Source organism: Pseudomonas sp. KK4 (assembly GCF_001984065.1).
Taxonomy (GTDB): Bacteria; Pseudomonadota; Gammaproteobacteria; order Pseudomonadales; family Pseudomonadaceae; genus Aquipseudomonas.
Window position 1 is genome coordinate 1 of record NZ_LYVP01000266.1, and the last position, 406, is coordinate 406.

Annotated in this window: 1 pseudogene; it reads left to right on the forward strand. The window is 58.9% G+C overall.

What is annotated here, in order from left to right:
- A pseudogene (locus B0W55_RS29435) lies at positions 1-406 on the forward strand (type IV secretion protein Rhs); the annotation flags it as partial.

Consider the following 406-nt stretch of genomic DNA (forward strand, 5'->3'; position numbering starts at 1 on the left):
TTGGGCCTGAGCTGTCATTACCGCTGGGAAACCATTGAAGCCAGCCGCGTGTGGTGGAGCACTGGACCAGCGATGGTGAACACTTTCACTACCGCTACGACTTCAAGCACCGCACCTCGTGGGCCACTGACGCACTGGGGCGCGAGCTCCAGATCCACTACAACGACGATCGCCGCGTGATTGCCAGCCGCGACTTCGGCGGTGAGCAGTACGCTATCGACCTCGACGAGGCCGGCAACATGACCGGTCTCACGCTACCCGATGGAAACCGGCTGGGGTTCAAGTACGACGACTTTTCGCGTTTGCTTGAAGAAACCGACCCACTGGGCCGCAAGATCAAATACAAGTACCACCTCGGCACTACGCTGGTCACAGAAACGATCTTTCTGGACGGCAGTGTCTGGCA